This is a genomic window from Chloroflexota bacterium (assembly GCA_020850535.1).
GTDB lineage: Bacteria > Chloroflexota > UBA6077 > UBA6077 > JACCZL01 > JADZEM01.
The window spans coordinates 1-24,933 of sequence record JADZEM010000095.1 but is presented as its reverse complement, the minus strand read 5'-3'; the positions used below and the strand labels follow the sequence as shown (position 1 = coordinate 24,933).

At 70.2% G+C, this 24,933-nt stretch carries 19 protein-coding genes; 6 read left to right on the top strand and 13 right to left on the bottom strand.

The annotated features are described in order from the left end of the window. Positions 1 to 126: 126 nt before the first annotated feature. Both IT306_13695 and IT306_13690 read right to left on the bottom strand, forming a co-directional pair. Entirely contained in the window at positions 127 to 2,415 is a 2,289-nt protein-coding gene (locus tag IT306_13695) for an arylsulfatase (protein ID MCC7369476.1), read from the bottom strand. A gap of 83 nt (positions 2,416 to 2,498) precedes the next feature. Then, the gene (locus IT306_13690) at positions 2,499 to 3,947 is read right to left on the bottom strand and encodes a sulfatase-like hydrolase/transferase (protein ID MCC7369475.1); all 1,449 of its coding nucleotides are present in this window, start codon (positions 3,945 to 3,947) and stop codon (positions 2,499 to 2,501) included. Between the two features lie 352 nt (positions 3,948 to 4,299). On the opposite strand from IT306_13690, the gene IT306_13685 reads away from it, so the two are divergent. Both IT306_13685 and IT306_13680 read left to right on the top strand, forming a co-directional pair. Continuing rightward, positions 4,300 to 5,268, top strand: coding sequence for a cation transporter (locus tag IT306_13685; GenBank protein ID MCC7369474.1), 969 nt, complete (start codon positions 4,300 to 4,302; stop codon positions 5,266 to 5,268). A gap of 320 nt (positions 5,269 to 5,588) precedes the next feature. Continuing rightward, complete coding sequence (locus IT306_13680; GenBank protein ID MCC7369473.1) at positions 5,589 to 6,650, top strand: LLM class flavin-dependent oxidoreductase; 1,062 nt, start codon at positions 5,589 to 5,591, stop codon at positions 6,648 to 6,650. Between the two features lie 14 nt (positions 6,651 to 6,664). Here IT306_13680 and IT306_13675 read toward each other — a convergent pair whose 3' ends face one another. From IT306_13675 to IT306_13665, 3 genes are all read right to left on the bottom strand, one after another. After that, a complete protein-coding gene (locus tag IT306_13675; protein ID MCC7369472.1) occupies positions 6,665 to 7,807 on the bottom strand; it encodes an RNA polymerase subunit sigma-24 in 1,143 nt (380 codons plus the stop codon). Continuing rightward, on the bottom strand, positions 7,804 to 8,208 hold the full coding sequence (locus IT306_13670) for a hypothetical protein (GenBank protein ID MCC7369471.1): 405 nt from the start codon (positions 8,206 to 8,208) through the stop codon (positions 7,804 to 7,806). Before IT306_13670 ends, IT306_13675 begins: the two co-directional genes overlap by 4 nt. Before the next feature lie 397 nt (positions 8,209 to 8,605). Continuing rightward, positions 8,606 to 9,544 carry an LLM class F420-dependent oxidoreductase gene (locus tag IT306_13665; GenBank protein MCC7369470.1) on the bottom strand — a complete coding sequence of 313 codons (939 nt, stop codon included), beginning with the start codon at positions 9,542 to 9,544 and terminating at the stop codon, positions 8,606 to 8,608. Positions 9,545 to 10,119: 575 nt separating this feature from the next. Here IT306_13665 and IT306_13660 point away from each other — a divergent pair. Then, positions 10,120 to 11,034 (top strand): extracellular solute-binding protein, encoded by a 915-nt coding sequence (locus IT306_13660; protein ID MCC7369469.1) that lies wholly within the window; start codon positions 10,120 to 10,122, stop codon positions 11,032 to 11,034. A 30-nt stretch (positions 11,035 to 11,064) separates the two neighbouring features. Here the strand turns inward: IT306_13660 and IT306_13655 are convergent, their stop codons facing one another. Both IT306_13655 and IT306_13650 read right to left on the bottom strand, forming a co-directional pair. Further along, positions 11,065 to 12,000 (bottom strand): hypothetical protein, encoded by a 936-nt coding sequence (locus IT306_13655; GenBank protein MCC7369468.1) that lies wholly within the window; start codon positions 11,998 to 12,000, stop codon positions 11,065 to 11,067. A 140-nt stretch (positions 12,001 to 12,140) separates the two neighbouring features. After that, the gene (locus tag IT306_13650; protein ID MCC7369467.1) at positions 12,141 to 14,408 is read right to left on the bottom strand and encodes a protein kinase; all 2,268 of its coding nucleotides are present in this window, start codon (positions 14,406 to 14,408) and stop codon (positions 12,141 to 12,143) included. Between the two features lie 588 nt (positions 14,409 to 14,996). On the opposite strand from IT306_13650, the gene IT306_13645 reads away from it, so the two are divergent. Together IT306_13645 and IT306_13640 are read left to right on the top strand one after the other, a co-directional pair. Then, on the top strand, positions 14,997 to 15,149 hold the full coding sequence (locus IT306_13645) for a hypothetical protein (protein ID MCC7369466.1): 153 nt from the start codon (positions 14,997 to 14,999) through the stop codon (positions 15,147 to 15,149). Positions 15,150 to 15,289: 140 nt separating this feature from the next. Then, the gene (locus IT306_13640; GenBank protein ID MCC7369465.1) at positions 15,290 to 16,408 is read left to right on the top strand and encodes a zinc-binding dehydrogenase; all 1,119 of its coding nucleotides are present in this window, start codon (positions 15,290 to 15,292) and stop codon (positions 16,406 to 16,408) included. Between the two features lie 487 nt (positions 16,409 to 16,895). Here IT306_13640 and IT306_13635 read toward each other — a convergent pair whose 3' ends face one another. The 6 genes from IT306_13635 to IT306_13610 all read right to left on the bottom strand — a co-directional run bounded on the left by IT306_13635 (position 16,896) and on the right by IT306_13610 (position 24,209). Further along, positions 16,896 to 18,098: a di-heme enzyme gene (locus IT306_13635; protein ID MCC7369464.1), complete on the bottom strand. Its 1,203-nt coding sequence runs from the start codon at positions 18,096 to 18,098 to the stop codon at positions 16,896 to 16,898. A gap of 23 nt (positions 18,099 to 18,121) precedes the next feature. Then, on the bottom strand, positions 18,122 to 19,111 hold the full coding sequence (locus IT306_13630) for a metallo-mystery pair system four-Cys motif protein (protein ID MCC7369463.1): 990 nt from the start codon (positions 19,109 to 19,111) through the stop codon (positions 18,122 to 18,124). Positions 19,112 to 19,337: 226 nt separating this feature from the next. After that, positions 19,338 to 19,808: a hypothetical protein gene (locus IT306_13625; protein ID MCC7369462.1), complete on the bottom strand. Its 471-nt coding sequence runs from the start codon at positions 19,806 to 19,808 to the stop codon at positions 19,338 to 19,340. A 217-nt stretch (positions 19,809 to 20,025) separates the two neighbouring features. After that, complete coding sequence (locus IT306_13620; GenBank protein ID MCC7369461.1) at positions 20,026 to 20,718, bottom strand: hypothetical protein; 693 nt, start codon at positions 20,716 to 20,718, stop codon at positions 20,026 to 20,028. A gap of 209 nt (positions 20,719 to 20,927) precedes the next feature. Next, positions 20,928 to 21,842 carry an NAD(P)-dependent oxidoreductase gene (locus IT306_13615; protein MCC7369460.1) on the bottom strand — a complete coding sequence of 305 codons (915 nt, stop codon included), beginning with the start codon at positions 21,840 to 21,842 and terminating at the stop codon, positions 20,928 to 20,930. 150 nt (positions 21,843 to 21,992) lie between these two features. Next, the gene (locus IT306_13610; protein MCC7369459.1) at positions 21,993 to 24,209 is read right to left on the bottom strand and encodes a PAS domain S-box protein; all 2,217 of its coding nucleotides are present in this window, start codon (positions 24,207 to 24,209) and stop codon (positions 21,993 to 21,995) included. A 525-nt stretch (positions 24,210 to 24,734) separates the two neighbouring features. Here IT306_13610 and IT306_13605 point away from each other — a divergent pair. After that, the coding region (locus IT306_13605) for a flagellin (GenBank protein MCC7369458.1) at positions 24,735 to 24,933 on the top strand (199 nt) is incomplete at its 3' end.

Genomic DNA, 24,933 nt, shown 5'->3' with positions numbered 1-24,933 from the left:
GCGCAGCGCGTTTGCCTGATGACCGCGTTACGTGGCCTCGTCGGGGGCTGAAGCCCCCGCCTACCATCCTGCAGTCGCTCCGCGACGCTCCGGTCTGACCTGTCGACGGCGCTGCCCGGCATCAGACTACTGCTCGTTGAAGGCCGCGCGGATCTGCAGGTCCGGATCGACCTCGTCCGCGCCGGCCACCTCGGCGATCACCTTCCTGAGCGTGCCGGTGAACCTGAACGGCGCGGCGTACTGATCCGTCACGGGCAGGCCGCTGTCGAAGCCGCAACACAGCCCCTCGCCCGAGGTCTCGATGACCCCGGGGACGGTGTGCGGGATCTCGCCCTGCCCGACCTGCTGGTCGCCAATGTAGAGCGTACCGATGCCCTGGTGCTCGCCGGTCTTGCGGAAGCGGAAGCCGAGCGTCAGCGGGCCCGTCGGCAAGGTCACCTCTGAGGTCACGCGGTACTCGGCCAGCCCCAGGTAGTTGTGGACGTAGTGCAGGCGGCCATCCTGCACGTACAGCGCGTACCCCGCGAACCAGCTTCCGTGCGCCAGCAGGACGCCCTCCGCGCCACCCGCCGGGATCTCGACGTGCGCGCTGATGGTGTGCGAGCGGTTCTTGACATTGACGGCGGTGTACTCGAAGCTCGGCGCGCCGCCGGGGTAGTAGACGTACCGCCCGGACGGCCGCGCTGCCAGCGGCTTCGGCTCGGCCATGCGGGCCTGCATGCGCGAGTCGAGCGGGAGGACGTTGTACTTCTCGGCCTCCTCCCACCAGAGCGCGATCAGCTCCTGGAGCTTTTCGGGGTGCTGCTCGGCGAGGTTCCGCGTCTCGGAGAAGTCCTCGGCCACGTGGTACAGTTCCCACTGCTGGGCGTCGAGCATCTCCTCAGTCAGGACCGGCCCCTGCTCCTGCTCGGCAACCGCCTTCCAGCCATCCTTCCAGATCGCCCGCGAGCCGATCATCTCGTAGTACTGGACAGACTTTCTGGTCGCGGCAGACCCGTCCGTGAACGTGTGCGCGAAGCTGACCCCTTCGACCGGCTTCTGGGGCACGCCATTGAGCGCGGCCGGCGCAGACAGGCCCAGCGCTTCGAGGACCGTCGGCACGATGTCCACCACGTGGGCGTACTGGCCGCGTATCTCTCCCCGCGCCTGGATGCCCGCCGGCCAGTGCACGATCAGCGCGTCGCTCATGCCGCCCTGGTGCAGGTACCGCTTCCAGCGCTTGAGCGGCGTGTTGCCGGCCCAGGCCCAGCCCCACGAGTAGTTGGCGAAGGAGCGCACGCCGCCCCAGTCGTCCAGGTGGGCCAGGTTGTCCTCGACGGTCGGCTGGATGCGGTTCGGGAACAGGTTCTCGTTGAAGGAGCCGCAGGGGCCGCCCTCGGAGCTGGCGCCGTTGTCCGAGGTCAGGAAGATCAGCGTGTTGTCCAGCTCGCCGATCTCCTCCAGGTAGTCGATCACCCGGCCGATGTGGTGGTCGGTCTGCTCCAGGAAGGCGGCGTACACTTCCATCTGGCGGGCGTACAGCCGCTGCTCGTCGGCCGAGAGGCTGTCCCAGGCGGGCACCCACTCCGGCCGCTCCGAAAGCTCGGTGCCGGGCGGGATGACGCCGGCCGCAAGCTGACGGGCGTAGACCTCTTCCCGCCAGCGGTCCCAGCCCTTGTCGAACTGGCCCCGGTACTTCTCGATCCAGGCCCGCTCGACGTGGTGCGGCGAGTGGCCGGCTCCGAGGCAGTAGTAGAGGAAGAACGGCTTCTCCGGCGAGACGGTTCGGAGATCAGTGACGAACTCGATGGCCCGGTCGGCCAGGTCGGCGTTCAGGTGGTAGCTCTCGTCGAGGGCGGTCGGCGGATCGATGTAGTGGCTGTCGCTGACGAGGGTCGGGAACCACTGGCTGGTCTTGCCGCCGAGGAAGCCGTAGTACCGCTCGAAGCCGCGCGAGAGTGGCCAGCGGGCCTTCGACGCCCCGGAGGCGTACTCGGAGGCGAGCGTCAGGTGCCACTTGCCGACGGCGAAGGTGGCGTACCCCTCCTGCACCAGCATCTCGGAGAGGAACCCGTTCTCACGCGGGACGCTCCCGTTGTAGCCGGGGAAGCCGGTCGCCATCTCCTGGATGATGCCGACGCCGTTCGAGTGGTGGTTGCGGCCGGTCAGCAGGCAGGAGCGGGTCGGCGAGCAGATCGCCGTAGTGTGGAAGTCGCGGTAACGCAGGCCGTTCTCAGCCAGCCGGTCGAACGTCGGGGTGCGGATGTCCGCGCCGAAGCAGCCGAACTGCGCGAACCCGACATCGTCCAGCAGGATGAACACGATGTTCGGCGCGCCGGGCTGCGCGGCCTTCGCGATGGGCCATGCGGAGGTTGACGTGCTGGCCGTCCGGCCGATCTCGCCGCTGAACGGCGTGCCTTCTCGGTAGGTGCGGATCTCTGACACCGTCGTCTCCAGGTCTGTGTGCTGTCGAGGATCAGCAGGCGGGGAAAGGTCCGCCGTCAATACGGCATGAGCCGTCAATACGGCATGATCAGCGGCGGGCCGTACGGCATCGCCTTGATGGTGGCGTCGTAGCTCTTGAGCAGCAGGTCCGTTTTGACGCCCTGGTGCTCGGGGCTGTCCCAGAGGCTGGTGAACTCGTCCGGGTCGGTCTCCAGGTCGTACAGCTCGCCCAGCCCGACGTGGTGGTAGACCACCAGCTTCCAGCGGCGGTCGCGGTACATGCTGGCGAAGGTCCGGTTCGGCATGTCGAACGCGGCGTAGCATTCCGTCCGCACGAACTCGCGGTGCTGGTCGGCCGGGGCCGCGCCGGTCAGGATCGGCAACAGCGAGCGCCCCTGCACGTCGGCCGGGATCGGCAGCCCGAGCGTCTCCATCAGCGTCGGCATGATGTCCGTCAACTCGACCAGGGCATCGCTCTTGAGGCCAGCCTGGAACTGCCCAGGCAACGCCACGATCAGCGGCACCCGCACCATTCCCTCGAAGAAGCGCGGCCCCTTCTGGGTCAGGCCGTGGTCACTGCGGGACTCGCCGTGGTCAGTCGAGAAGATGACGATGGTGTTCTGGAGCTGCCCTGTCCGCTCCAGGTGGTCGAGGATCTTGCCGAAGTGCTCGTCCACCATCTCGATCATGGCGTAGTAGGCGGCCTGGAGCTTCTTGCCGCCGTACTGTTCCGGGCGGCGCGGCGAGGACTGGAAATCGACGCCGCCATCTTCGAGCATCTGCTGGTGCGCCAGGTCGCTCTCGCGGAACAGCGGCCCCGGCAAGGCGTCGGGATCGTAGCGGCGGTAGTACTCCCAGGGCGGGTTGAACGGTGGGTGCGGATCGTAGACGTTCACCGAGAGCAGCCAGGGGCCGGCCCGCTCCTCGTCGATGAACTCCAGCGCCATCTCGGTGGCCCAGGTGGTCTGGTGCAGGTCCGGCGGGACGTTGTCCTTCTCCGCGGACGGCTCCATCAGGTCGCCAAAGGTGTTGGTCTTGACGGTCAGGACGTCGTCCGGATCGATGCCCTTCGCCCGGATCCAGTCCACGTAGTCGTGGCCGCGCGTCCAGTTGTTGCGTGGCGCGTGGGAGTACTTGAAGGAGCGATAGCCGTCGTCAGTGCGGACCTCGCGGCCATTTGCCGCCCCAGCCAGGTGGAGCTTGCCGACGAGGCCGCAGTCGTAGCCGACATCGGCGAGCCGCCGGGTGATGAGGCGCTCGCCCTCGGGGAAGGTGGCGTTGCCGTTGCAGTTCAGCGGGATGCTGCTCGGGTACTTGCCGGTCAGGAACGAGGCGCGGCTGGGCGTGCAGATCGGCGCCTGGCAGTACGCCCTGGTGAAGGTCGTCCCCATGGCTGCCAGACGGTCCAGGTTCGGGGTCCGCACGTGCGGGTTGCCGCTCGGGCCGATGGCGTCGCCGCGAAGCTGGTCGGCGCAGTACCAGAGGATGTTGGGACGGCGGTCAGGCGCGGATCGCTGCGGCATGATCACCTCGGCGTGATGGGCTGGAAGCACGCAGAGGATACGCCGCCGGCGAGGGTGGGGCCAGAGACGATGGTTGGCGCTGACGGCCGAACGGTTGCCGTCCGGCCCGCCCTGCCCCTAGACTTCCCCTGTCAGCGCTCCGAAGGGGAGTAACTGGCGGCTCCCTCGGGAGTCGCAGGTAGGGTCAACACGCTGGGGGTTGTGCCCCCTGGTCCTACCGGCTAGCGCCTTCGCTAGCTCAGCCAGACCTTCGGCCCACGATCCGCGCCTGCGCGGGATCAGTCGGGCCGATGGTCTCTTGCCACGGCCCCCTGGCCCTCCGCGCGCGGCTCTGGAGACGGCGAGTCACGGTATGGACCCGTCGTCGGGCGTCAGTCCCATCTGGAGCCTGCCCGTGCAACCCGTGACCCAACCCCGTTCGCAGGTGAGACCGTCTCTGACACGGTTCGCCTGGCTGTCCATCGCGGCAGCGATCGTGACCATCGCGCTCAAGGCCGCGGCCTACGCCCTGACCGGCTCCGTCGGCCTGCTCTCCGACGCGATGGAGTCGCTCGTCAACCTCGTCGCCGCCATCGTCGCGCTGATCGCCCTGAGCATCGCCGCCCGCGAGCCAGACGCCGAGCGCGCCTACGGCTACGAGAAGGCCGAGTATTTCTCCAGCGGCATCGAGGGGGCGCTCATCATCGTCGCGGCCATCAGCATCGTCTACACGGCGGTTGGCCGGCTCCTGAGTCCCGGCGAGCTGGAGGCCATCGGCCTCGGCCTCGCGGTGTCGTGTGTCGCGTCGCTGGTGAATCTCGTGGTGGCGATGCGGCTGCACCAGGCCGCCCGCGCCTACCACTCGATCACCCTCGAAGCCGACGCCAAGCACCTGATGACCGACGTCTGGACCTCCGTTGGCGTCCTGATCGGCGTCGGGGCAGTCTGGGCCACCGGCTGGCTCTGGCTCGACCCGCTGGTGGCGCTGGCCGTCGGCGTCAACATCGTCTGGTCTGGCTGGCACCTCGTGCGCCGCTCGGTGCTCGGCCTGCTCGATACCGCCATCATCCCCCAGGAGCGGGCGAAGCTCGACGGCATCCTGGGCCGGTACCGGCCCCAGGGCATCGAGTTCCACGCCATCCGCACCCGGCAGGCCGGCGTCCGCCGCTTCATCTCGATGCACGTCCTGGTGCCCGGCTTCTGGACGGTCCAGCACGGTCACGACCTGCTGGAGCAGCTCGAAGCCGACATCCGCGAGGTGATCCCCTCGACCACCGTCTTCACCCACCTCGAGCCGATAGAAGACCCCGTCGCCTGGGAAGACATCGGGCTGGACCGGTAACATCCCGCAGGCGGACTCCGCCCGGGTTGTTGGCTTCCTCTGGGCCGAGGCTGGCCCGGCATCGCTGTCTGGGCCGTCGCCGTTCTCGTTTGACGAGGAGGATGCCCGCCTGCTGGAGATCTTCGTGCAGACGGCGCCCTGCCCGACCGCCTGCCGCTACCCCGACACCGCCAGCGGCTGGGTGGCCCTCCATCGCACCATCCCCGGCGTGCACCCGGAATAATCTGCCGCGGGCAGCGTTACACCGTGTAGGTTTAGCACTAAACCTTCCGGGGCTGAGCGGACGCCGCTGCTGCCCCGGGTGGAAGGAGACCCACACCATGGCGCCCCGTCTTGAACTCGGTCTGGACACGTTCGGCGATGTCACCTTCGACGCCGATGGCCGGCCGCTGCCCCATGCCCAGGTTATCCGCAACGTCGTCGCAGAGGCCGTCCTGGCCGATCGGCTTGGCCTCGACTTCGTCGGCGTCGGCGAGCACCACCGCGACGACTTCGCCGTCTCCGCGCCAGAGGTCGTCCTGGCGGCCATCGCCGGCCAGACCGAGCGTATCCGGCTCGGCTCCGCCGTCACCGTCCTCAGCTCGGACGATCCGGTCCGTGTCTTCGAGCGCTTCTCGACCCTCGACGCCCTCTCGAATGGCCGGGCCGAGGTGATCCTCGGGCGCGGCTCGTTCACCGAATCGTTCCCGCTGTTCGGCTACCCGCTGGACCAGTACGAGCAGCTCTTCGAGGAGAAGCTCGACCTGTTCGCGCAGCTACGCAAGCAGCAGCCGGTCACCTGGTCCGGGCAGACCCGCTCCAGCCTGACGGATCAGCTGGTCTACCCACCCACCGAGTCCGCCCCGCTCACCACCTGGGTGGCCGTTGGCGGCAGTCCCGAGTCCGTCGTGCGGGTGGCCCGGCATGGCCTCCCGCTGATGCTGGCGATCATCGGCGGCGCGCCGGCCCAGTTCAAGCCGCTGGTTGACCTCTACTACCGAGCGCTGGAGCACTTCGGACAGCCGAAGCTGCCGATTGGCGTCCACTCGCCGGGCTACATCGCCGCCACCGATCGGCAGGCCCTGGACGAGGCCTGGCCGCACTACCAGGCCATGATGGGGCGGATCGGCCGCGAGCGCGGCTGGCGCCCGATGGTCCGCGCCCAGTTCGAGCAGACGGCCGGCCCGGACGGCGCGCTGTGCGTCGGCTCGCCGGAGACCGTTGCCACGAAGATCGTCAAGGTGGCGCAGGAGCTGGGGCTCTCCCGGTTCGACCTGAAGTACAGCCTCGGGACGCTCCCGCACGAGAACCTGATGGAGAGCATCCGGCTCTACGGCACGGAGGTTGCGCCGCGCGTGCAGGCGGCGCTGAGCGGCTCGGAGCAGCCGGCCGAGGTGGCGTAACGGCAACCGGTGCTTTACCGCGGCAGTTGCCGCACGCGGGCGGCCTCGCGCGTGAGGTGGTCGCGCTCTTGCACGCTGGTCGCAGCGCGGGCGGCCTCCGCGTACAGCTCGGTGGCGTGCGCGAGGTCGCCGGCCCGTTCGAGCAGGTAGGCTCGCACGGCGGCGTAGCGGGGCACGGCGGGTTCCACCTGGGCCAGCGCCGTCAGGCCAGCCTGCGGCCCTTCGGCCTCGCCCACCGCCACCGCGCGGTTGAGCTGCACCACGGGGCTGCCGGTCAGGCCCAGCAGCTCGTCGTACCACTCCACGATCTGCGGCCAGTCCGTCTCGGTGGTGCTCGGGGCGTCTGCGTGCAGGGCGGCGATCGCGGCCTGCGCCTGATACTCGCCGAGCCGGTCCCGGGCCAGCGCGGCTTGCAGGATCGTCACCCCCTCGGCGATCAGGCCGGTGTCCCAGCGAGACCGATCCTGCTCGGTGAGCGGCACCAGCCGCCCGCCCGGGCCAGTGCGCGAGGCCCGGCGCGCATGGTGGAGCAGCATGAGCGCCAGCAGCCCGGCCACCTCTGGTGCGTCGGTCAGGGCGGCGAGCTGGCGGGTCAGCCGGATCGCCTCGACCGCCAGATCGACGTCCCCGCTGTACCCCTCGTTGAACACGAGGTAGAGCACCTGGAGCACCGTCTTGAGGTCGCCGGGCTGGTCGAGCGGCAGCCCGGCCAGCCGCCGCTTGGCCCGACTGATCCGCTGCGCCATCGTCGCCTCGGGCACCAGGTACGCCGTGGCGATCTGCCGCGTCGTCAGCCCGCCGACGGCCCGCAGCGTCAGGGCGACCGCCGCGCTCCGAGACAGGGCCGGGTGGGCGCACAGGAAATACAGGTGCAAGGTGTCGTCCGTGTCGGAGGCTGGCCCGGCCGGCGGCTCGACCTGGACGGCCTGCTCGCGCCCGCGCCGTGACGTCTCGGCGCGGGCCGCGTCGAGGAACCGCCGCCAGCCGGCCGTAACCAGCCACGCTTTCGGATCGCGTGGCGGATCGGCCGGCCAGGATGCCAGTGCCCGGAGCAGGGCCTCCTGCACCGCGTCTTCGGCCGACGCGAAGTCTGCTCCGCGCCGGACGAGGATGGCGATCGCCGCCGGCGCCAGCTCCCGTAGCAGCGCCTCGTTCACTCGGTCACCGTGGGCGGCTCGTGCATGAACGGGCGCACCTCAAGCCACTCGTGTATCGGCTTGCCGCCGGCCCCGGGCGCGGCGGACAGCTCGCCGGCCAGCTGGACGGCGCGGTCCCAGGACTCTACGTCGATGATCATCCAGCCAGCGATCAGGTCTTTGGTCTCTGCGAACGGGCCATCGGTCGCTGCCGGGCGGCCTTCGCCGTCGTACTGCACCCACGCGCCTTCGGGGGCGAGCGCCTGGGCATCGACGAACTCACCTGACTCCTGGAGGCGTGCCGCGAAGTCGCGCATGAACTGGATGTGCGCGTCCACCTCCTGCGGCGTCCAGCGGTCCATCGGCACGTTGTTGACGGGCGCCGGCGCGCCACGATAGTGCTTGAGCAGCAGATACTTCACGAGGGTTCTCCCTGGTCGTCGGGCAGCCCGGTCAGGCCGCTCGTATCAGTAGGACGGAGCCGTCAGGCGATTCTCGACCCCCGCCGGGCTGGCCCGCCAGGACATCGGCGGACTCGCCAGGGCGATTGCATGTTGATGTCGTCGTGCCGCCGCGTCGGGGCTTGAAAGCCCCGCCTACGATCCTGCAGTCGCTTCGCGACGCTCCAGTCGCACCAGTGCCTGCCGTTCCCGACGGCCGTCGCGCAGCGACGGCGTGACTGTAGGCGGGGGTTTCAACCCCCGACCGCCCGTTCCATGATGCTTCGGGGACACCAATGAACATGCAATCGCCCTGGCGGACTCGCCGCCAGGACATCGGCGGACTCGCCGCCAGGACATCGGCGGACTCGCCGCCAGGTCAGCTCAGGTGCTGCTTCACCTGGCCGGCCGCCGCGATCAGCTCCGGCGTCGAGAGGTTCGGGTTGTTGAACGTGAACCCCTGCGCGCCCACCCGCATGAACCCATGCAGGATCTCGGCGGCCTGCTCTGGGGTGGCCGGGCGGACCATTGCGCGGCGGGCCGGCGGCAGCCGGTCCACGACCGCGCGCCCCTCCTGCTCGTCGCGGACCAGCCAGACCGGCGCACCGATGGTCCGCACGATGGCGGACGGATCGCGCCCGACGGCCCGGCAGTGCTCTTCGAGGATCGCGTTCTTCCGCGTGAACTCCTCGGGCGTCGGCACGAACCAGTGCGTGAGGTCGGCGTGGCGCGCTGCCAGCCGGAGCGTCCGCTGCTCGCCAGCCCCGCCCACCAGGATCTTCGGGCCGCCCTGCTGGAGCGGGCGCGGCTCGTTCAAGGCCCGGTCGATGCTGTAGTAGCGGCCCGTGAAGCTCGGGCGCGTGTCGGCGAACATCAGCTGCGCGATGGTCAGCGCCTCGCCCAGCCGGTCCATCCGCTCGCGGACCGGCGGGAACGTGAAGCCGTAGCCGGTGTGCTCTGACTCGTTCCAGGCCGCCCCGATGCCCAGGATCGCCCGCCCCTTCGAGATGATGTCGAGGGTGGTGACGGTCTTCACCAGCAGGGCCGGGTTGCGGTACGTCACCCCGGTGACCAGCGTGCCCAGGCTGATGCGGCTCGTGGCCTGAGCCAGCGCCGCCAGCACGGCGTACGCTTCGAGCATCGGCTCGGTCTCCGGCCCGACGACGCCGATCTGGTAGAAGTGGTCCATGACGGTGAGGAGGTCGAAGCCGGCCGCCTCGGCCGCCTGCGCCTGCGCCACGACCCGGTCAAAGAGCTGGTCGGGGGGAAGATCGTGGTGGCTGAAGTTGGGCATGTGCAGGCCGAAGAGTGGAGCCATCGTCGTGCGTACCTCCAACAGGGATGGTGCGGCGTCCGCGCAGGCGCGCGCCAGAATCGACGACGCGACGACGACGCTCGCTTGACAACCTATTCATTGATTGAGTAGATTGTGGCAGGCGGGCTGGCCTGCTGGCTCACTCGCCGTCGGTGTCGTTTCCGGGCCGGGATGTGCGCCTCCTGGCCGTCGCTCCTGCTGGATGATGGCGCGTGTTCGCACCGCGCGCTGTCTCATGGTCTCGGTCTGCCCGTGTCCGGGGTCATGTCTCTCCTCCGCACGGGCCGGCGCGGCTACGAGCGGCCGCGCCGGCTCCTGAGGCGGTTCTCCAACGAGATCTTCGCGGCCCACGCGGCACAGGTGCTCACGCGGCGCCGGCGCCCGCCCCGGGCCCCACGCTGGCTCGTCATCCGCGTCTGTGGGGGAGGCGGATGACGCGGGTCGGAGCGGTCGCCGGTTCCCCTCCGCAGCGGCGACCGCTCCGACCCTCCCTGTTCTCGATGGACCGGCCATGCCCGCGACGGCCTGGAGACCCTGCACCGCTCGCGTATCATGCGATCGTCCTGTGGAGGCGTACCGTGCCCGATCGGTCCTCGCCCATCGCCGTCTACCACGCCGGCTCGTTGAACGCCGCGATGGCCGAGCTGCGCCACGCGCTGCTGTCGGCCGGCGGCCCACCGTCTGAGACGCACGGCGGACCGTCCGTCGCGCTGGCAAACGGCATCCGGGCCGGCGAGTTGCAGGCGGATCTCTTCGCCAGCGCCGACGCCCAGGTGATCGAGTCGGTGTTGTTCGGCGCGGAGCACACCCCGGCCGCGCGCTGGCTGGTCATCTTCTGTCGACAGCGGATGGCCCTGGTCTACAGTCCGCGCAGCCGGTTCCGCGCCGAGCTTGACGCGGCGGCGGCCGGCGCGGTCCCCTGGTACGAGGTGGCCCAGCGGCCGGGGTTCGTCTTCAAGCGCGGCGATCCCCGCAACGATCCTGGCGGCTACCGAGGCGTGCTGGCTTGCCGCCTGGCCGAGCTGCACTACGGCATCCCAGGCCTTGGAGATCGGCTGCTGCAGGGCGAGAACAGCGAGGATCGGATCGTCGTGGGTGGGGACTTCACCCCGCTGATCGAGGGGCGCGCGGACGCCCACCTGACGCACGCCACCACGGCCGCCCGCCTCGGCCTACCGATGATCATGCTTCCTGACGAAATCGATCAGGGGAACCCCTTGCTGGCCGCCTTCTACGCGCGGGTCTCGTACACCAACCCGCTCGGGCAGACCTTCCGGGGCCGGCCGCTGGCCTACGGCGCGACGATCCCGACCAGCGCCGCTAATCCCGAGGGCGCGACGGCGTTTCTCCGGTTTCTGCTCTCCGAGGCCGGCCAATCGATCCTCGCCACGCACGGCTTCGAGCCGGCCGTTCCGCTGGTCGGCGGCGACGCCCAGGCCCTGCCGCCGACGGTGGCCGCGCTCGTCCAGGGGCGCTACGACGAGGCCGGCTGATACAGCATCTGTATACCTGACGATTCTCCGTCAGGAGGGGCCGCGGAACTGGCAGACCACGCTCCGGCTCCCGCCGCCGAACGGCAGGATGTTGAACTGCGCCTCCGTCGGATCCTTGTACTCGCGCGCCCCGATGGCCGTCAGCTTGACCGTGTGGATGCCAAGCGGCGTCTTGGGCAGCTCGGCGTACGGCTTGAGGAACGTCGCCTCGGCCACGCCCGGCACCACCTGCCCATCAAGCTCCCACACGAAATCGAACAGGTCGGTGAACGGCGGCGAGAGGTACGCGTTGAAGCTCATCAGCGAGAACTGGCTCAGTTCGGCCGGATCTGGCTGGAGCGAGACGCCCAGTTGGAACAGGTCCGGGTTCTCCGGCTTGTTGGTCATGCCGGGGTACGCCTGGTCCGGGATGTTGGCCGGGATCAGCGCGCAGATGCGCGGGCCGACCGCCACGCGGACCGTGAACTTGCGGCGCGGATCCACCATCGCGCCGTCGGCCGGGCGGGCCGTCAGGATGTAGTCGCCGTCCTCCACCTCGATGGCGCGCTCGTCGGGCCGCACGAACCCGAGCTTGCGCCGCTCGGACTCGGTGGACGTGCCCTTCACCTGGACGGACCAGCACCCGACGTCGGTGCCCGTCTTCATCGAGAACAGGCCCAGGTTCAGGTCGTACCACTGGTCGCCGACATACACGAACGCCGTGCCGCGCTCCTTGACGCTGAAACGGTAGCGCCGGACCTCGCCCGGCCCGCCGAGCGCCTCCTGATCGCTGACCCAGCCGTCCGCGCCGGGCTGCCCGATGGACATCGGCTCGCCAGTGCCCTGCGAGCCACAGATCTGCTGCGGCACTTCCTGGCCGAGCGCCTGCTCGGTCGCCCGGGGCTGGACGGTCAGCACGACCGCCAGCGCCAACGCCAGGGCGGCCCGCACCACCGTCCGCCCGAGTCTCTGCTGTCTGTTGAACATCAGGCTGCCCCCTTCCCGATGCACGCCGCGAACGCCTGCATCCACCGGCACGGCGTTGCACCGGCGGCGCGTGTGGTCCCGATAGTCCCGGTCGGGACCAGGTGTCTGGCCCGCTCTCGCCTCCTCGCGCTGCATCCTGCTTATGGGCACACTCCACCTGGGCAGCTCGATCCGCCAGAGCTGCTCGGTGCTGGCGCTGGCGGCGTGTACGAGCCGCCACTGGGCCGAGGCTGCGTCTGGGGGGCCGTCTGCTGCTGCTGCGCTGGCTGCTGCGGCACAACAACCGGGCGCGGCGTGGCGGTCGGCACGGGCGTCGGGGTGTAGCTCACCAGCCGCATCTGCGCCTCGCCAGCGTCCGGGAGGATGTCCAGCGCCCGCATCAGGACCGGGAACGCCGCATCGTGCTCGCCTGCACCGAGCAGCCGATCCGCCTTCATGATCAGTAACGCATACAACTTCTGGCGGGTTTCGCGGAAGTTCGCGTCGAGCTGCATGTTCTCTTCGAGCAGCTTGATCGCCAGCTCCTGATCCCGGTCCCAGGCCGCTTCCATCTGCGCGTAGTTCCTGGTCAGGAGCGCCTGTTTGCGCCCATCCTGGGCCGCCCCGTCGCCCGGGCGCACCTTCAGCGCCGACTCGAACTGCTCGATGCTGCCGTCGATGTTGCCGCCGTCCAGCAGCGACCGTCCGAACGCCATGTGCACGTCGTACTGGGCGTCGTCCAGGCCCGGCACGCCGGTGTTGCCCCGGCGCAGATCGTCGAGCATCGAGAGGGCCGAGGCGTGGTTGCCGGCGGCCGAGGCGGCGCGGGCCTGGGCCAGCCGCTGGTCCGCCGTGAGGGTTGGCGGCGCGGCTGATGTGGGCGGGGCCGTCGGCGCGCGGGGCGGCTCCGGCGTGACGGCCGGCTTCGGCTGGGCCGGGGCCGGCGCGCCTGCCGGTGGCTGGACGGCAGTCGGCGGCGTTGTGGGGGCGGGCTTCGGCTGAACGGCGGCCGGCGCGCTCGTGGGTGGGACGGTCGGGGCGGCGGTGGCGGCCGGCTTCGTCGCCGGGGCTGTCGTCGCCGTTCCCAACACCCCGGATACGAGGTCGCTGACACGCTGTTGGATGGGCCAGACGACGACCATGATCACGACGAGCATCAGCAGCGTCGCCACCATGATCCCGACGATCAGTCCTGCTGACGACCTCTTCGGTTGCTGCAGCGCGGGAGCACCCAGGACGGTGCCCGGCGCGGCCGGCGCTCCGGGCCACGTTGCCGAAGTCGGCGGGGCTGCTGGCCGGGGCGTATAGGCCGCGGCCGGCGCGGCGGGGATCGGTGTGCGGGGCGCAAAGGGCGCCGGCGTCGTGCTCGGCTGGGTGCCGGGGCTGGTCAGCGGCGGCGGCGGGGCCGGCCGCGTCCCGGCGCCCGGGAGGGCCGTCGCGCCGGGCGGCGTCATGGTGGCGGCCGGCGCGGGAGCAGGGCCGGGCGCGGGGGCCGGGCGCGTCGCGCGGCCGGAGCGTGGGAACGGCGTCTGCCCGCTGCCGGGCGTTGGCGGCTCGAAGCCGGGCCGGGTCACCTCGCCCAGAGACGTGGCGTCTTCGGTCAGGGGGCCTTGCTGGGCGACCTCCGAGAGCGCATCGACGAACGCCTGCGACGAGGCAAAGCGCGCCTCCGGCTGCTTGGCAAGCTGCCGCAAGAGCACCACGTCGACGCCGGGCGGCAGGTCGCCCCGGAAGCGCGTCGGCGGGGGCGGCGTCTCGTGAACCTGCTTGTACATGATCGAGTGGGCGGACTCGCCGCCGAACGGCGTCCGGCCCGTCAGCATCTGGTACGCCACCACCCCCAGGGCGTACCGATCCGCGCCGGGGCTGCCGCCGCCCTCGGTGACGATCTCCGGGGCCATGTACTCGAAGGTGCCGACGACCATCCCAACGCGCGTCAGGCGGGACTCGTCCATCGCCCGGGCGATGCCGAAGTCGATCAGCGTGACCTCGTCGTCCGGCCCGACGATGATGTTCGAGGGCTTGATGTCGCGGTGCACGACGCCGCGCGCATGGGCATAGTCCAGCGCCGAGGCGACCTGCCGCAGCATCACCACCACGCGGTCGAGCGGGACCGCGCCTTCCTTCCGCAGCAGCTGGAGCAGCGAGACGCCCTCCACCAGCTCCATCACCAGGAAGTGGATGTCGTCCTGCTCGCCAACGTCGAAGATCTCGACGATGTTGGGGTGGCGCAGCGAGGCGGAGATCACGCCCTCGCGCACGAACCGCTCGACGACGGCCTCGTCAACCTCGGTGGGCAGCAGCACCTTGATGGCGCGCTCGGTCTGCAGCGTCTTGTGGACGCCGACGTAGACCGCGCCCATGCCGCCCTGGCCCAGCTTGCGCTGGAGCAGGTACGGCCCAAGCTGCCGGCCGCTCAGATCTGCCATTGCCAGTCTCGCACCCCGACGCTCCCGCGCGCCTCACAGCGGCGCCTCCGTACGGGCCGACTGCCTGCCTCCCTTCGGCAGAGGCTGTCCGTCGTCTGGTGGAGCGGCTGCGTCCCCTGATGTGGCACTCCCCGTCCCATGACGTGATGACGAGGCCTGGCCACAGCTTCAGGATGCGCCTTTTCCCCCGCCATGTCAATGAGAGAGAGGGTGGTGGATCGTAGGTCGTAGGTCGTGGGAGTTCGCCTCTTCCCACGACCTACGACCCATGATCCACCACCCTCTCTCATTGTTGCGGTGCCGTGCTCGCCCATCACCCCGATCGGCGCCTCGATCATCCCGAGGTGCCACGAGACGTGCGCAAGCGTGTTCTCCCCTGGTTGTGAACGGCTCACGCTGCCGCTGTTGGTCGCAGTTGGTGTCACCGGGCGCGTCTTGCGCGTTCTGGGAACACCAACGAACAGGCAATTGCCCTCGCCGAGGGGCAGATCGCCTGGGGGCGGCAGCCTCGCGGCCGGTACACTCCTGGCGCCGGCCGCGCGAGACGATGTGGGCCGGCCAACATCCGCCGGAGCGCTGACCATCGGCATGAGGACGTATTCGACTCCGATGATGGCGATCATGTTCGTCGCCATGATCGCCATCGCCTGGCTCGCCGACATCACCTGGTGGATGATCGCCATCGGGGCGGGGCTTGCCATTGTGGGCTATCTGCTGGAGCGGCGGCGCGAGGAAGACTGACGAGCCGCTGGCCCACGCCTCCGTCGGCCAGCCTTCCTCGTCGGCCGGCCTTCCCGCTGCCCTGGTCGACCCCGCTGCCCTGGTCGACCCCGCCGCCCGACCCGCTCGCGGTATCCTCTCGGGGCCGGGAGGGCGAGCCGATGCAAGCGGTCGTGCTGAATGCCATCGGGCAGCCGATGGCCCTGGAAGAGATCCCGACGCCGGAGCCTCGGGCCGGCGAGGTGCTGGTCAAGGTCGCGGCCTGCGGCGTCTGTCACACCGACCTGCACGTGGTGAAGGCCGAGGTCCGCTTTCCGGTCCCCTGCGTGCTTGGGCACGAGGTCTCGGGGACCGTCGTCGCGCATGGCCCGGGCCTCTCGCCTACGGACGCGGCGCGGCTGGCCGTCGGGCGGCGCGTCGTCGGCGGGTTCATCATGCCGTGCGGCGCCTGCTACTACTGCGTGCGGGGCCAGGACGGCCTGTGCGAGACGTTCTTCACGGTCAACCGGCTCGGCGGCAAGCTGTACGATGGGGACACCCGCCTGTTCCGGCCGGACGGCTCGCCGGTCTGGATGTACTCGATGGGCGGGCTGGCCGAGTACGCCGTGATCCCGGCCACCGGCGTCGCGCCGCTGCCAGATGATCTGCCATTTGCCGAGGCGGCCATCCTGGGCTGTGCCGTGTTCACCGCCTACGGGGCCGTTCGACGCGGCGCGCAGCTACGAGCCGGCGAGTCGGTGGCCGTGGTGGCGACGGGCGGCGTCGGGTCGAACGTGATCCAGTTGGCGCGGGCGTTCGGCGCGTACCCCATCGTCGCCATCGACGTGCGCGATGAGAAGCTGGCGGCGGCCCGCGCGCTCGGCGCGACGCACGCTATCAACGGCGCAACGGAGGACGTGGGGGCGCGCATCCGCGAGCTGACGGATGGGCGCGGCGTGGATGTCGCGTTTGAGGCGCTGGGCCGGCCCGAGACGTTCGTCCAGGCGACGAGCATCGTGCGGGCGGGCGGGCGCGCGGTGATGGTGGGGATCGCGGCGGCCGGCTCGACGGCCCCGGTCGAGATCACGCCGCTGGTCCGGCGCGGCGTCAGCATCGTCGGCTCGTACGGCGCGAGCACCCGCGCCGACCTCCCCGAGGTCATCGAGCTGGCGCGGCAGGGCGCGGTGGACGTGGCCCGCGCGGTGACGCGCCGGTACACGCTGGCCGAGGCCGCCGCCGCCTACGATGCGCTCAATCGCGGGGAGATCGTCGGCCGGGCCATCGTCACCATGCCAGCGTAGCCACTGCGCCACTGCTCGCGAAGCCACCGTGTCGAGGGTTGATGGCGTGTGATGAAGGACAGCAAGAACGGCCCTCCACGTCGATTCAGCATGCCGCGTTCGAGACTCCCCCTGTCATCCTGAGCGCAGCGAAGGACCTCACCCCAGGGTGATTGCACGTTTGTTGATGTTCCCGCAACGCCGTGAAACGCGCAGTCGGGGGTTGAAACCCCCGCCCACACTCGCTCCGTCGCTGCGCGACGGCAGCCGGGAACAGCGTCGACCGGTCAGACTGGAGCGTCGCGAAGCGACTGCAGGATGGTAGGCGGGGCTTTCAAGCCCCGACGACGCTGCGCGACCTGCTCAACGTGCAATCGCCCTGGACCTCACCCGCTGACCCTCATCAGTCGCGTCAGCGGGTGAGGTCCTTCGCTGCGCTCAGGATGACATGATATGTTGCACGCATTGCACGAATGTGCCGCCCCGGTCCCGCTTCCGAGCCTCGGCTCTACGGCGCTTTGAACGGGTCGCTGTAGCGCGGATCCCGCACGAAGCTCTCGTCCGTCAGGCTCTCCAGAAACGCCAGCAGGGCCGCGCGGTCGTCCTTCGTGAGCGGGAACCCCACGATGAAGATGCTCTTGAGCGGGCTGAGCTTCCCAGCGCCCGCGTGCGGCCCCTCGGCGATCGTCCGCCCGCCCTCGCGGTAGTGGTCCAGCACTGCGTCCAGGGTCGGGATGCTGCCGTCGTGCATGTACGGGGCCGTCAGCGTGACGTTCCGCAAGGATGGCGTCCGGAACTTCCCCATGTCCTCCGGGCGGCCAGTGATCTCGCGCAGGCCGCTGTTCTGCTCCGGGTACGCGCCCTTGCCGTCCAGGTTGTAGAGCGCGGTGTTGTGGAACGCCGTCTCCACGAAGGCCGTCCGCTGGTGGCGGATCGAGTCTGTCAGGTTGAGGCCGCCGTGGCAATGGTGGCACTCCTGCTCTTCGCTGAAGAACAGCCGCTCGCCGCGCTTCGCCGCCTCCGAGATGGCGCCCTGGTCTCGCCCGTAGCGGTAGCGGTCGTAGGGGGCATCGAACGAGATCAGCGCCCGCTGGAAGGTGGCGATGGCGCGCGTCATCGTGCCGAGGGTGTACGGGTCGGCGTCTTCGGGGAAGGCGGCCGGGAAGAGGCGGGCGTACTCCGGGTCCGTCCGGAACAGGTCGAACAGCTCCTGCTCGTGGCCAGCCAGCCCCTGCTCGACGGGTGACTCGCCGAACAGCGGGATCAGCGCCTGCTGCTCCAGGTGTTCGAGGGTCGGGTTGGCCCAGGTCAGCACCGGCAGGTACGCCACGTTGGTCAGGCCCATCGTGTTGCGCGGGTGGATCTGCCCCGTCGCGCCGACGGCCGTCGGCAGGCCGTCCGTGAACGCCCTCTCCTGCTGGTGGCACGTCCCGCAGGCCATCGTGCCGTTGACCGAGAGGCGGGTGTCGTAGAACAGCCGCCGGCCCAGCTCGACCTTGTCAGGGGTGATCGGGTTGTCGGCCGGCACCACCGGGCGGGGGGCCCAGGCCGGCAGGCTGGCGTACGGGTCCGGTGGCGCGTCCTGCGCCACCACGGTGTCGGCGCGCGGGAGGGTGGTGGCGAGCAGGCTGCCCACCACCAGGGCCACCGCGAGCGCCAGCACGGAGACCGGCGAGCCGATCCAGCTCGGCAGCGCGCTCCGTTCAGGCATGAGAGACTCCAGAATTGGTCCGGTTACTGTGTGCGGAACGTCGTCTGTGTCGGGGCCGGGGCGTCGCCAAACGGCAGCCCGAGCGCCGCCATGATGCCGGCGCAGTCGCCATCATTGGGGGCGGACATGCAGCCGAACGCCGACTCCGGCTGGTTCACCTCGACGTTGGTGCTCGCCAGCAGGGCGGCCAGATCGACCACCACCGCGTTCTTGCCAACCTCGAACGGCGTCAACTCAACGGACGGACGGTTCGGGTTTGAGCACCCGTCCGGGGCCTGCTGCTGGCTTGCGCCCATGCAGCCAGTGCTGCCGAGATGGATGGCCCAGCCGGCGCTCGCCTCGGTGGCCGCGCCATGGCCAGCGGCGCCCGGGCCTGTCGCCCCGGCGCCCGCCGCGGTCTGCCCGGCCTCGGGCTTCGGCGCGCCGGCCATCGGGCCACCCATCGGCCCCATCGCCATCCGGTCCGGCTCCAGGTCGACCCGGAAGAACTTGTAACCGGCCTGCCACGTCCAGAACAGCGTGGTCAGGTTGAGCGGCGAGGGCGCAATGGTCGAGTCCTGGTGATTCAGCTCGGTTGGCACGCCCAGGGAGAAGCGGACGCCGCTGTAGCTGCCCTTCGGCACGCTCCCCACGACGACGTCTCGCGTCTCGGACGTGCCGTTGGTGCAGGGACCAGACTTGTCCTCGAAGTCCAGCAGGGCGACGTTCTTGTACTGCCATTTGCCGTCCTGCTCCAGCTCCAGCGGCGTGGCGTTGCCGCTGGCGTCGAGCAGCATCACCTCGCTGACGTAGAACCGAAAGTCGGACGGGAGGACCGTCGCGCCAGTCGTGCCCACGGCGTACTTCTGGCCGCAGGCGAACGGCAGCTCGCCCACCATCGCCTTGAACGCGATGGTGACGGGCACAGTCTCCTGCGCCGAGGCGGCCGGCACGGCCAGCGGGAGCGCGGTCAGGGCGGCAAGCGCCAGGGTCAGGCTGGCGCGCAGCACGGTGGGAAGTCGGAAACGAGACATGGACATGCGGGGCTCCTCAAGGAACGCCGGGCGGCCCACCGCCCCAGGCCCACGAGTGGTGGCTGGGGGCTGCGAGCGGCCGTCGGGCGAACGACAGACGAGACAGGGTCAGACCCCTCCCAGGAGCCATGGACCAGGGCGACCAGGATAGTTGGGACGGCTGGCGCATGGCGAAAGGCCGGGCGGATGTCAGGCGCCGGGGCGCACCCGTGCGCCCCGGCCGCGTTCAGGCAGTCTGTCGAGGAGGCGGCCCCGGCGGCTCGAACAGGGGGGTGGGCGGGGCGAGCAGCGTCAGCAGCGGCAGTCGCTCGCCGCCGGTCTGTGGCACGAGCCACGGCTGCGCGAACGCCAACCCGATGGCGCCAGCCGTCGTCAGCGAGCCGGCCGCGCTGCCGCTCTGCGCGGTGACGCGGGCTGTCCGCGGCGCCGGGTCATCCGCGAGACCGTCCGTGCGGCCATCCGCGGCCGTGTCAGCCTGCTCGGCCACGCCGCCGTGCTGGTGCGGTCCGGCCTCGGCCGGGTACGTGCTGGCCGAGGCGACGTGCTCGTGACTGTGCGGCAGCAGCGAGTGCAACGCCTGGCCGCCATGATCCCCGGGGCCGCAAACACACACGACGGGTGTGGTGAACACCAGCCCGACGAGCAGGACAGCCACGAAACTGGCGCGCGGCGTCGCGGCCAGGAGCGAGCGAAGCATGGCACGACTCTACCGATTCGAGACGGCGGGCGGCAAGGCTCCGGACGCAGCTGTCCTGACGGGAACGCACACCGGGGGGTGTGGACACGCACAACAGGGGCGTGTGGAAACGCACAACAGGGGCGTGTGGAAACGCAAAACGGGGGCCGGCGCGATCTGCCGGCCCCCGTCTGCTGTGTGCTCGTCCCGGGCCCGCCAGAACCCGGGACGATGGTGACTAGCGGCGGGACCGCCGACGGATCAGCGCCGCGCCGAACGCGGTCAGCGCGAGGCCGGCCGCGCCGAGTCCCGCGGTGACCGGGGTCGGGTCGAACGGCATGCCGCCCGTGCGCGGGAGCGCGGCCGGCGAGGCGGCCGCGACCGGAGCCTGGGCCGGCGCGGCCGGCTTGGCAGCCGGGGACGGCTGGGCAGCCGGACCAGCACCGGTCGGCTTGGCGGCCGGTGCGCCAGCGGCGGCCGGCGAGGGCGCCGGGGACGGCGCCGGGGCGGCCGGGGTGATCTGGTTCAGGCCCGGAGCGAGCACCCACCAGACGCCGCCCACAGCCTGACCCTTGGTGTCGCCAACTTTCTCATCCTGGTACCAGTAGTACAGCGGGATGCCGTTGTAGGTGACCTGCATCGTCCCGTCCTTGCGGGAGATGGTCCCCAGCGTCCCAGCGATGTCCGCCGAGCCGGTCGGCGCGCCGCCTGCCGGCGGGCGGAGGATCGGCCAGCGCTGCTCGCACTGGTCGTAGCAGTTCGACACGCCCTTCTCGTCGCGCGAGTAGAGATAGAGGGTCTTGCCCTCGCCGTCGACGAGCATCTTGCCGAGCGTGGCGTCCGTGGCGACCTTCACGGTCGGATTGGCCTGGGCCATCGCCGGCATCACAGTCATGATGCCGAGGGCCAGGGCGAACAACGGGATGAGCACGCGCCTCACCATATGAGCGCACCCCCTTCGCCTGACGGCGAGTAGTATCGTGCCAGTGCCATGACACAGGTGTCCGGATCGCAAAGACGCCTGGCTGGTTGGCGCACGTAGCCAACCGCGCTTTCTACGCATAATAGCCAGCGGCCGGATCTCCGTGTAGCCTCGCTGACCCAATTCCGAAACGAATTCGCGCGTACCGCGGGCATCCGTCAGCCGCTGCGCCGCGCCCAGGCCAGCCAGTCCGCCAGCCCGGCTTCCAGGTCGTACTGGGGCGCGTAGCCAAGCTCGGTGCGGGCGCGGGTCAGGTCGCTCGGGCCGCGCAGGTGGGCGGTCGGCGGGATGCCCGGGCCGAGGCGGATGTCCGCGCCCGGGACCAGCTCCCGCACCAGCTGCGCGACTTCTCCCCGCAGCCGGAGGACGCCGCCCGTGATGTTGAAGATTCGTGACTGCAGCGGGCGGACGGTCAGCGCCAGCCGGATGCCCTGGGCCAGATCGCGGACGTAGGTGCAGTCGATCGGCAGATCGGCGCCCACCGGCTGCTCGACCGTCTCGCCGCGCAGTACGCGATCCAGGAAGTAGCCGCCAGTCGAGTTGTGGTGGCCGTAGACGTAGCCCGGCCGCAGCGCCACGGTATCCAGCCCGTAGATCTTGTGGTAGCTGATGACCAGCGTCTCGGCCATCAGCTTGGTGGTGTCGTACATGCCGACAGGGTCCGGCCGCAGATCTTCGGTCAGGACGTGCAGGTCCGGGTGCTGTCCGTAGAGCGTCGCCGTCGAGACGTAGGCGACGCGGAGGTTGTGGGCGCGGGCCGCCTCCAGCACGTTGACCGTCCCGCCCACGTTGATGCCAAGCATCCAGTCGGGGTCTGTCGCGCCCTCGCTCTGCCCGATCACCGCCGCCGTGTGCGCGATGGCCTCGATGCCGTGCTCCTGGACCGTTCGCAGCAGCAGCGCGCGGTCACGGATGTCCCCCTCGACGATGGGGACGCCCGGCCCGGCCGCCGCCAGCACGTCCGAGCGCTCGGCCCGCCGGTCAAAACAGACGACCTCGTGGCCCGCCTGGGTCAGCTCCAGGGCGGTGAACGCCCCCACGAACCCGCAGCCGCCGGTGATCAACACGCGCACGTCGTCCCCCTCCCAGACCTGTCGAGGTCGGTTGTACCCCGGATGCGGCAGGCTCGGGCGTGATGCAGATCGAGGACAGAGCGCGGTCGGGGGCTTCAGCCCCCGATGAGGCTCCGCAATGTGCGCATCAGCCCATCGCCGGCGCGTCGCTCAGGCGGGTGCGTCGCTCTCGCAGGGCAGGCTCACCCGGAACGTCGCCCCCTGGCCCAGCCCGGCGCTCTCCGCCCAGATCCGCCCGCCGTGCAGCTCCACCAGCTCGCGCGTCACGTACAGCCCGAGACCGGCGCCACGGACCGCGTCACGGACGTCGGCGGCGCGGTAGAACCGTCCGAACAACTGCGGCAGCACGTTCGGCTCGATGCCGCGCCCACGGTCACGCACGGCCACCTCGGCCGTTGCGCCCTGCCGCGCCACCCGCACCACGATCTCGCCGCCCTCCGGGCTGTACTTGATGGCGTTGCCGACGAGGTTCCGGAAGACCTGGCTCAGTCGGTCGCCGTCCCAGGCGCCCATGACCCGTGGGGCTGGCGCGTCCACCACAATGGCGTGAATGTCCGTGGTCGCCTGAAGCTCCTCGACGCAGGCGCTGGCAAGCTCGACAAGGTCGATGCGGTGGGGGCGCAGCTCCAGCGCGCCGGCCTGAATGCGCGACGCATCCAGCAGGTCGCCGATGATACGGTCGAGCTGCGTCGTCTGGGTCAGGATCGCCGAGACGGCGCGCACGTCGTACGCTTCGCGCCGGCGCATCAGCTGGGCAAACCCACGGATCGACGTCAGCGGGTTGCGTAGCTCGTGGCTGACGCTGGCGATGAACTCTTGCTGGAGCCGTTCGAGCTGCTTGCGCTCCGTCAGGTCCAGGACGAAGCTGAGGCCGCGCTCACGCGAGTCCTCGAAGAAGGCCGCTCCCACCAGCACCGGCACCAGCGAGCCGTCCTTGCGCGTGTACTCCTTCTCGTAGGGCGTCTGCGTACCCGTCCGATGCAGCTCGTCGGTCTTGTCGTCGTCAACGGCGCGGTAGCTCTCTGGCGTCAGGTTGCGCCAGTCGATCAGGCCCCGTTCGAGATCGTCCCGGCTGTAGCCCACCATCCGCAGGAACTCGTCGTTCGCTTCGACGATCTGCCCTGACACGTCCCAGAAGATCACGCCGACGATGCCCGAGTCGCCAAGCCGCCGGAGCTGCCGTTCCCGATGCTGGAGGTCGCCAAGCGCCCGTTCGAGCTGGGCGGCCATCACGTTGAAGGTGTTCCCGAGCCGCTCCAGCTCGTCGCCCGTGCTGATGATGACGCGCCGGTGCAGCTCGCCACGCCCGAGCGCGGCAGCCTGCTCGTCAAGCTGATGGATCGGCCGGAGCAGGGACCGGCTCAGAAGGACGGCCGCGACAGCCGCCACCAGGGCCAGCACGCCGAACAGCAGCAGGCGCTCGCCGAAGGCGTCGTCGAGCGCGCCGAACGCCTCGGAGATCGGCCAGCTCACGGCAACGCCCCAGCCGTGGATGGGCGTTGGGACGGTCGCGGCGATGCGCACGTCACCCTGGAGCCGCGCGGATGTGCTGCTCACGCGGACCGTCTCGCCGGCCAGCGCCCGGCGCAGGTTTGGAAAGCTGCTGGCGTCGCGCTGCTCCCAGCTGAGCGTCGTCGGATCGCTGAAGTAGGCCAGGCGCGCGTTCCGGTCCGCGACCAGGATCGTCTGGCTGGGCCGCAGCCGGATGGACCGCAGCCGAGCGCCGACGGCCTCGGAATCGAACCCCAGCACCAGCACGCCCCGCGGCGCGCCGCTGCCGTCCAGGACCGGGACGGCCACCCCGCCCAGCAGCAGGCCGGGCCGCGTTGTCCGCACGAGGTCCACCACGGCCGGGCGGCCCGTCCGTTGCACGTCCTGGAAGTAGGTCCGGTCCGCGAACGAGCGGCGTGGCTCCGGCAGCGGGTCCGGCGAGGACCATGCGACGAGCGTGCCCTGGGCGTCGAGCAGGATGGTGGCGCTCACGAACGGGTAGCGTTCCCTGGCCGACCGCAGCCGCGCGGACGCGTCGACCGGGGCGAGCGCCTGGATCTCCGGCAGCTCCGCCAGCGCCATCCCGACCAGGATCGACTGGTCGAACGTCGTATCCACAACGACCGCCACGGACTGCGCCGTCTGCTGGAGGTCGTCCAGGATGGTCTCGCGGGCGCGCACGTACTCTGTCCAGGAGCTGTAGGCCACCAGCGAGAGAGCCGCCAGCAGAACGGCGAGCGTCGCCAGGAGCAGCCGGTTGCGCAGGGAGAGGGTGCGCTGTTCGCGCGCGGAGATGGTGCGCTGTTCGCGCGCGGAGATGGCTGGCGTCGGCGGGGAGGCCCGACCCAACATGCAGCGCTTCAGCTCGGACGACACGCCGGCACACGCTCCGAAGGGATGTTGGCCGCCACGACGCGCCCGGCCGCTCCCAGGCCGGCAGCCGAGCCTCAGGGTGAGTGTATCCAAACGACGACAGACACGGGGCGAATGGGCGTCCATCGGCCTGCGGCGGGCGCGGTGTCAGGCCTGACCGGCCGCACACGCACCGCATCGCCGCCGCGACATTGCACGCAAGTAGGTTGAAGAAATTCTTCATCTCGCGGACGGGGTGTCGATGATTTCAACGTAGGGAAACGCAACCGCGAAGGCTGCGTAGCGCGCGTTAGAGCGACGCTTCCTACTCAATCCGACGATCCGTCTGCTTCCAGCGCGCGAACAGGCTCGGCTGTCGCGTGAAGGAGAAGGCTGTCCTGGAGAGGAGTCGCAGCTTCCATTTCGGATCCCAGATCCCAGATGCGCCGCCACGCCGACCCGAGCGCGGTTCATTCCACACACGTGCGTCTCTGACGCACCCAGTGACGTCTCTGCACGGATGCAGCAGGCACACATGGAGGTACTCTCGTGCGTATTAACACCAACGCCAACGCCGTCAACGTCCAGCGGAACCTGAACAGCGTCAACTCCAGCCTCTCCAAGAGCATCGAGAAGCTGTCCAGCGGTCTGCGGATCAACCGCGCTGGCGACGATGCGGCTGGCCTGTACGTCAGCGAGAAGCTGCGCGGCCAGACCAAGGGCTTGAACCAGGCGGTTCGCAACGCCC

Coding starts and splice junctions, on each gene's coding strand:
- IT306_13690 (MCC7369475.1), bottom strand. CDS start 3,947: ATGCCGCAGCGATCCGCGCCTGACCGCCGTCCCAACATCCTCTGGTAC.
- IT306_13685 (MCC7369474.1), top strand. CDS start 4,300: ATGGACCCGTCGTCGGGCGTCAGTCCCATCTGGAGCCTGCCCGTGCAA.
- IT306_13680 (MCC7369473.1), top strand. CDS start 5,589: ATGGCGCCCCGTCTTGAACTCGGTCTGGACACGTTCGGCGATGTCACC.
- IT306_13665 (MCC7369470.1), bottom strand. CDS start 9,544: ATGGCTCCACTCTTCGGCCTGCACATGCCCAACTTCAGCCACCACGAT.
- IT306_13655 (MCC7369468.1), bottom strand. CDS start 12,000: ATGTTCAACAGACAGCAGAGACTCGGGCGGACGGTGGTGCGGGCCGCC.
- IT306_13650 (MCC7369467.1), bottom strand. CDS start 14,408: ATGGCAGATCTGAGCGGCCGGCAGCTTGGGCCGTACCTGCTCCAGCGC.
- IT306_13645 (MCC7369466.1), top strand. CDS start 14,997: ATGAGGACGTATTCGACTCCGATGATGGCGATCATGTTCGTCGCCATG.
- IT306_13640 (MCC7369465.1), top strand. CDS start 15,290: ATGCAAGCGGTCGTGCTGAATGCCATCGGGCAGCCGATGGCCCTGGAA.
- IT306_13635 (MCC7369464.1), bottom strand. CDS start 18,098: ATGCCTGAACGGAGCGCGCTGCCGAGCTGGATCGGCTCGCCGGTCTCC.
- IT306_13630 (MCC7369463.1), bottom strand. CDS start 19,111: ATGTCTCGTTTCCGACTTCCCACCGTGCTGCGCGCCAGCCTGACCCTG.
- IT306_13625 (MCC7369462.1), bottom strand. CDS start 19,808: ATGCTTCGCTCGCTCCTGGCCGCGACGCCGCGCGCCAGTTTCGTGGCT.